Origin of the sequence: Lentzea sp. NPDC060358 (assembly GCF_042725365.1) — a bacterium.
Classification (GTDB): Bacteria; Actinomycetota; Actinomycetes; order Mycobacteriales; family Pseudonocardiaceae; genus Lentzea.
On record NZ_JBHXCW010000353.1, the window covers coordinates 1 to 6130 of the forward strand.

At 69.3% G+C, this 6130-nt stretch carries 5 protein-coding genes; 3 read left to right on the plus strand and 2 right to left on the minus strand.

Features of this window, described 5'->3' with window-relative positions; genetic code table 11:
• Window positions 1-46: 46 nt before the first annotated feature.
• Window positions 47-1555 (minus strand): sodium:solute symporter family protein, encoded by a 1509-nt coding sequence (locus ACFWGZ_RS38735; RefSeq protein WP_382456572.1) that lies wholly within the window; start codon window positions 1553-1555, stop codon window positions 47-49.
• 245 nt (window positions 1556-1800) lie between these two features.
• On the opposite strand from ACFWGZ_RS38735, the gene ACFWGZ_RS38740 reads away from it, so the two are divergent.
• Entirely contained in the window at window positions 1801-2439 is a 639-nt protein-coding gene (locus ACFWGZ_RS38740) for a response regulator transcription factor (RefSeq protein ID WP_382456573.1), read from the plus strand.
• Here ACFWGZ_RS38740 and ACFWGZ_RS38745 read toward each other — a convergent pair.
• Complete coding sequence (locus ACFWGZ_RS38745; RefSeq protein ID WP_382456574.1) at window positions 2401-2976, minus strand: TetR/AcrR family transcriptional regulator; 576 nt, start codon at window positions 2974-2976, stop codon at window positions 2401-2403. The two genes, ACFWGZ_RS38740 and ACFWGZ_RS38745, sit on opposite strands and share 39 nt — an antisense overlap.
• Before the next feature lie 81 nt (window positions 2977-3057).
• Between ACFWGZ_RS38745 and ACFWGZ_RS38750 the strand changes: the two genes are divergently transcribed.
• Window positions 3058-4095, plus strand: coding sequence for an FAD-dependent oxidoreductase (locus tag ACFWGZ_RS38750; RefSeq protein WP_382456575.1), 1038 nt, complete (start codon window positions 3058-3060; stop codon window positions 4093-4095).
• A 152-nt stretch (window positions 4096-4247) separates the two neighbouring features.
• Window positions 4248-6083, plus strand: a complete 1836-nt coding sequence (locus ACFWGZ_RS38755) for an acyl-CoA dehydrogenase (RefSeq protein ID WP_382456576.1) — start codon at window positions 4248-4250, stop codon at window positions 6081-6083.
• Window positions 6084-6130 lie beyond the last annotated feature (47 nt).

Here is a 6130-nt window from a genome sequence, read left to right on the forward strand (position 1 = left end):
ACCCTGTTCGGGTGCGCCGCCGCGAGGATCATGCGCAACGAGCGGCTTACGCCTTCACCTTCTCCGGTTCTGGCTCGTCGGAGTTGAGCGAGTCGAGCAGGACGTCGCGCTCGGTGGAGGGCTCCTTCTTCAGGAAGCCGATGGCCAGGTAGAGGACCAGCGACAGCATCAGCGGCCACGACACGAGCACGCCCTTGGTGACCCAGGCCGCCTTGTTCATCTGCTCTATGTAGAGGAACGCCCACATGCCCAGGCCGCCGACGACCGAGGCGATGGCGGCGGTGGAGCCGATCTTGCGGAACCACGGGAGCAGGCCCAGCATCAGCGGGATGGCGATCGGGCCCATCGTGGCGGCGACCAGGTCGACCACGACCTTCAGGACGAAGCCCTGGCCTCCCGAGGCGATGGCGATGATCATGCTGATGCCGATGAACGCGAACGTCGTCACGCGGGCCAGCAGGAGCTGGTTGTCCGCCGAGAACGACTTCACCTTCTTCCAGATGTGGGGCAGCATGTCGCGGTTGATCACGGCCGCGATCACGTTGGCGTCGGAGGACACCATCGCCATGGTGTGCGAGAAGAAGCCCGCCAGGACCAGGCCGATCATGCCCGCGGGGAGCATCTCCTTGCCCATCTCGATGTAGGCGTTCTCCGCCTGCGCGCCCTCGAGGCCCGGCACGATCAGCGGGGCGGCCCACATCGGGAAGAACAGCACGAGCGGCCACACCAGCCACAGCGCGGACGACAGCAGCGCGGAGCGCTTGGCCGCGAAACCGGACGGCGCGGCCATGTAGCGCTGCGCCAGGTTCCACATGCCGCCGTTGTACTCGAGCGTCTTGATCAGGAAGAGCGCCATCAGGAACGTCGACGTGTACGGGCCGGCGAGCGGGTCGCTGTGGCTCTCCGGCAGCTTCTCCCAGATCGTCGCGGGGAAACCCCAGCCGAGGCGCCCGGCTACGGCGAAGAACATCGCGAAGCCGGCTGCGGCCTGGATGACGAACTGGCCGAAGTCGGTGAGCGCGTCGGCCCAGAGGCCGCCGAGCACCGAGTACACCATCGTGACCAGGCCGATGATGATGATTCCCCAGGTGATCGGGACACCCGCGAAGCCGCGCAGCAGGATCGAGACGGCCGCCCACTTGGCGGCGATGTCGACGACCTTGAGCAACGCGCCCGCGTAGGCCATGACCTGCTGGGTGGGCAGGTTGTAGCGCTTGGCCAGGTACTCGAGCGGTGACTTGACGTCGTGCTTGGCGCGCAACCTGTTCCACCGCGGGGCGAACAGGAACGCGCCGATGCCGACACCGATGCCGATGGTCAGCGACCACCACACGTAGACCGTGAGGCCGAGCCGGTAGGCCTCGGACGCGAACGCGACGAACATGACCGCGCTGTAGCCCGACATGTGGTGCGAGATTCCGGACAACCACCAGGGCATCTTGCCGCCGGCGGTGAAGAAGTCGGCGATGTTCTGGACCCGCCCGCGTGACCAGAGCCCGATCGCGACCATCACGAAGAAGTAGCCGACGACGACTACCCAGTCGAGGGTGCCCATGTGACCTCCTGCGGCGTGTGCACACACGTGTGCCCGCGAAAGCACCAGGCCTGGGGCGGCGGAACCTGGCACATCCGCACGGGATATGTGACGTAGGTCTTACGAGACTGTTGCGGCGGGGCGGAAGACCTGCGCCCACCTTGAATCACGTTTGTGACCCTTGTTCATCCACGTGAACCGACTATTCCGCGTCACGCGTCCGAGGGAACGACGTCACTCGTCTGGAAGCACGAACGGAGGTGCTGATGCTCCCGCCAGGCCGGCCTGCTCCCGGCGTCGCGCTGATCGACCCCCTGCCGCTGTACCGCGAAGGCCTGTCCGCCCTCGTCCGGCGCACCCCCGGGCTGCGCTGGCTGGGCTCGACGGGTGACCCGCACTCCGCCGTCCGCCTGCACGACCGGCTGCGACCGGACGTGCTGCTCGTCGACTCCGTGCTCGACCCCGCGGGGCACCTCGCGCGACTGCTGGTCGAACGCGACCCCGCGCTGCTGATCATCGGGCTGGTCCGCGACGCCCACGCCCGCGGCACCTACCTGACGACCGCGCTGGACGCCGGCGTGCGCGGTGTCGTGCCGCGCAACGCCCAGCCGGGCGAGATCGTGCGGGTGATCGCCGAGACCTGCCGCTCGCGCGCGTTCGTGCACCCCGACCTGCGGTCGAAGGAACGGCCGACGCTCACCCGGCGCGAGTACGAGGTGCTCGCGCTCGTGGCGGAGGGCCTGGAGAACCAGCAGGTCGCCGACCACCTCGTGGTGTCGGTCGAGACCGTGCGCACCCACGTGAAGGGCATCCTGCGCAAGCTCGGCGCCCGCGACCGGACGCACGCCGTGTCGCTGGCCTACCGGTCAGGGCTGCTGCTGGGCGGCCCACCCGTGCTCGAGTAAGCCGAAGACCTCGTCGGCCGCGCGCTCGCGGTCCTCGCGACCGAGGATCACGTCCCTGGCCTCCAGCGCGAACCGGGCCAGCGCCGCGCACCGGACGTCGTCCGCCGCGGCGCCGACCTCCTCCGCGATCGCCTGCGCCAGCGCGCCCTGGTGCCGCGTCCACATCCGGTGCCCGTAGTCGCGCAGCGCGGGCGTCTCGAGCACCAGCCGCTGGAAGACCTCGAACCTCGGGTGGTCGACGTGCCCCCTGGCCGCCTCCACGAAGTGGTCGCGCAACGCCATCGGGATCGACCGGCCCTCCCTGTCGCGCACGACCTCGACCAGCGCCGCCTCCATCTCCTCGTCCTCGTCGAAGAGCAGCGCCTCCTTGCTCGGGAAGTGCTTGAACAGCGTCGTGACCGACACGTCGGCCGTGTCGGCGATCTCCTTCACGCCCACGTCGTCGAACCCGCGCGCCAGGAAGAGCTCCAGCGCCGCGTCGGCGATGGACTGGCGGGTCTGCAGCTTCTTGCGCTCACGACGGCCGAGTTCGGTCACCGGCCGAGCTTACCGCATTGGTTGAGCAGCTCCAAAAGTGTAGTGATTGCACTTTTAGATTCGATACGCTTTCATGGAGACATGACCGCACCGCACATCGCCATCGCAGGGGCCGGGCTCGGCGGCCTCACCTGCGCCCGCGTCCTCCAGCAGCGGGGCTTCGAGAACGTCACCGTCTTCGAGCGCGAGAGCTCGCCGGACGCCCGCCAGCAGGGCGGCACCATCGACCTGCACGCCGGCAGCGGCCAGGAGGCCGTGCGCGCCGCGGGCCTCTACGACGAGTGGCGCGCGCTGGCCCGCTTCGAGGGCCAGGAGCAGCGCAAGGTCGACCACGCGACCGCCGAGCTGGTCGAGCACGAGCCGGCGGAGGGCGACTTCCGCCCGGAGATCGACCGCGGCCAGCTGCGGCAGCTCCTGCTCGACTCGCTGGCGCCGGGCACCGTCGCGTGGGGCCGGGGCGTCGCGGCGGCCGCGCCGGGCGGCGAGGTCACGTTCCTGGACGGTGCAGCCGCGGCGTTCGACCTGGTCGTCGGCGCGGACGGCGCCTGGTCGCGGGTGCGGCCGGCCGTCTCGCCCGCCGTGCCGCACTACACCGGCGTGCTGTTCGTCGAGACGCGCCACGACCGCGACGAGCGCCTGCTCGCCCTCACCGGCGGCGGCACGATGGTCGCCGAGCACGAGGGCCTGATGCTGTGGGCGCAGCGCAACAGCGGCGACCACATCCGCGCGTACGCGTGCCTGCGCGCGGTGGAGGACTGGAAGCCCTCCACCGCCGAGCTGCTCGACCTCTACGCGGACTGGCACCCGGACCTGCGGGCGTTCCTCGTGGGCGAGCCGATCCACCGGCCGCTCCACACGCTGCCGACGCCGCACACGTGGGCGACCACGCCCGGTGTGACGCTGCTCGGTGACGCCGCCCACCTGATGCCGCCGCTGGGCGTCGGGGCGAACCTCGCCCTGCAGGACGCGGCCGAACTGGCGCTCGCGATCGCCGCGCACGGTGTCCGCGAGGGCGTCCAGGCCTACGAATCGGTCATGCTGCCCCGAGCGGTCGCCATGCAGGAGCTCGCGAACCCCGGCCTGCTCGACATGGTCCCCGAGCGCCCGGCACGCGTCTGACCGGCTCTCGTGCCCGATTCAGGTCGTCTGGAGCACTGTCGGGTTCGCCACCAGTGGGTGGTCGGCCTTGCCGGGGTTACTGTCGAGTAATACTCTGTTGTTACCGGTCAGTAGGCGACGCCCGCCCCGACCCTGAGGAGTGAGCTGACGAGATGGGCCACTACAAGAGCAACGTCCGGGATCTCGAGTTCAACCTGTTCGAGGTCTTCAACGTGCAGGACCACCTCGGCACGGGGCCGTTCGAGCAGTCCGACGAGGACACGGCGCGCAGCGTGCTGGCCGAGGTCAAGAACCTCGCGGAGGGCGTCCTCGGCGACTCCTTCGCCGACGCGGACCGCAACCCGCCGGTGTTCGACCCGGCGACGCACTCGGCGACCCTGCCGGAGTCGCTGAAGAAGTCGTACCGGGCCGTGTGGGACGGCGAGTGGTACCGCCTGTTCCTGCCGAACGAGCTGGGCGGCTTCGGCACCCCGCCGTCGGTCACCTGGGCCGCGTCCGAGCTGCTGCTCGGCGCGAACCCGGCGGTCTACATGTACCTGGCGGGTCCGAGCTTCGCGACGGTCGTCTACAACAACGGCACCGAGCGCGACCAGCACTGGGCCAACCTGATGATCGAGCGCGGCTGGGGCGCCACGATGGTGCTCACCGAGCCGGACGCCGGCTCGGACGTCGGCGCCGGTCGCACCAAGGCGATCAAGCAGGACGACGGTTCCTGGCACATCGAGGGCGTGAAGCGCTTCATCACGTCCGCGGACCAGGACCTCACCGAGAACATCATGCACATGGTGCTGGCGCGTCCCGAGGGCGACGGCGTCGAGCCGAAGCCGGGCACCAAGGGCTTGTCGCTGTTCCTGGTGCCGAAGTTCCACTTCGACCCGCAGTCCGGTGAGCTGGGTGAGCGCAACGGCGCCTTCGTCACCAACGTCGAGCACAAGATGGGCCTCAAGGCGTCCACCACGTGCGAGCTGACGTTCGGCCAGCACGGCGTGCCCGCCAAGGGCTGGCTGCTCGGCGAGGTGCACGACGGCATCGCGCAGATGTTCGACGTCATCGAGTACGCCCGCATGATGGTCGGCACCAAGGCCATCGCGACGCTGTCGACCGGCTACCTCAACGCGCTGTCCTACGCCAAGGAGCGCGTCCAGTCCGCCGACCTCACGCGCATGACGGACAAGACCGCCCCGCGCGTCACCATCACCCATCACCCGGACGTGCGCCGCAGCCTGATGCTGCAGAAGGCGTACGCCGAGGGCCTGCGCGCCGTGTACCTCTACACCGCGACGCAGCAGGACAAGGTGATGCTCGGCGGCGGCGACGCGGAGCTCGCGGCCAAGGTCAACGACCTGCTGCTGCCGATCGTCAAGGGCGTCGGCTCGGAGCGCGCGTACGAGCAGCTGGCGCAGTCGCTGCAGACGCTGGGCGGCTCGGGCTTCCTGCAGGAGTACCCGATCGAGCAGTACATCCGCGACGCCAAGATCGACTCGCTGTACGAGGGCACCACGGCGATCCAGTCGCTGGACTTCTTCTTCCGCAAGATCATCCGCGACAAGGGCCAGGCGCTCGCGTTCCTCAACGGCGAGATCCAGTCCTTCCTCGACAACGAGGGCGGCAACGGCCGGTTGAAGGAGGAGCGCGCGCTGCTCAAGCAGGGTCTCGAGGACCTGCAGGGCATGCTCGGCTCGCTGGTGGGCTACCTGACGTCGTCGCAGGAGGACGTCCGCAACCTCTACAAGGTCGGCCAGAACTCGGTCCGCCTGCTGATGACCGCGGGCGACGTGCTCGTCGGCTGGCTGCTGCTGCGCCAGGCCGAGGTCGCGCTGCAGAAGCTCGGCGGCACCGTGTCGGCCAAGGACAAGGCGTTCTACGAGGGCAAGGTCGCCGTGGCGTCGTTCTTCGCGAAGAACGTGCTGCCGGAGCTCACCGCCCGCCGCAAGATCGCGGAGTCCACGGACAACTCGCTGATGGACGTCGACGAGAGCGTTTTCTAGGCACAGCAACGGACGACGGGCCTGCGCACCTCCTGCCCGAGGTGCGC

Bases quoted from the DNA above. Each gene is read 5' to 3' on its own strand.
- ACFWGZ_RS38755 (WP_382456576.1), top strand. From the start codon at position 4,248: ATGGGCCACTACAAGAGCAACGTCCGGGATCTCGAGTTCAACCTGTTC.
- ACFWGZ_RS38750 (WP_382456575.1), top strand. From the start codon at position 3,058: ATGACCGCACCGCACATCGCCATCGCAGGGGCCGGGCTCGGCGGCCTC.
- ACFWGZ_RS38740 (WP_382456573.1), top strand. From the start codon at position 1,801: ATGCTCCCGCCAGGCCGGCCTGCTCCCGGCGTCGCGCTGATCGACCCC.
- ACFWGZ_RS38735 (WP_382456572.1), bottom strand. From the start codon at position 1,555: ATGGGCACCCTCGACTGGGTAGTCGTCGTCGGCTACTTCTTCGTGATG.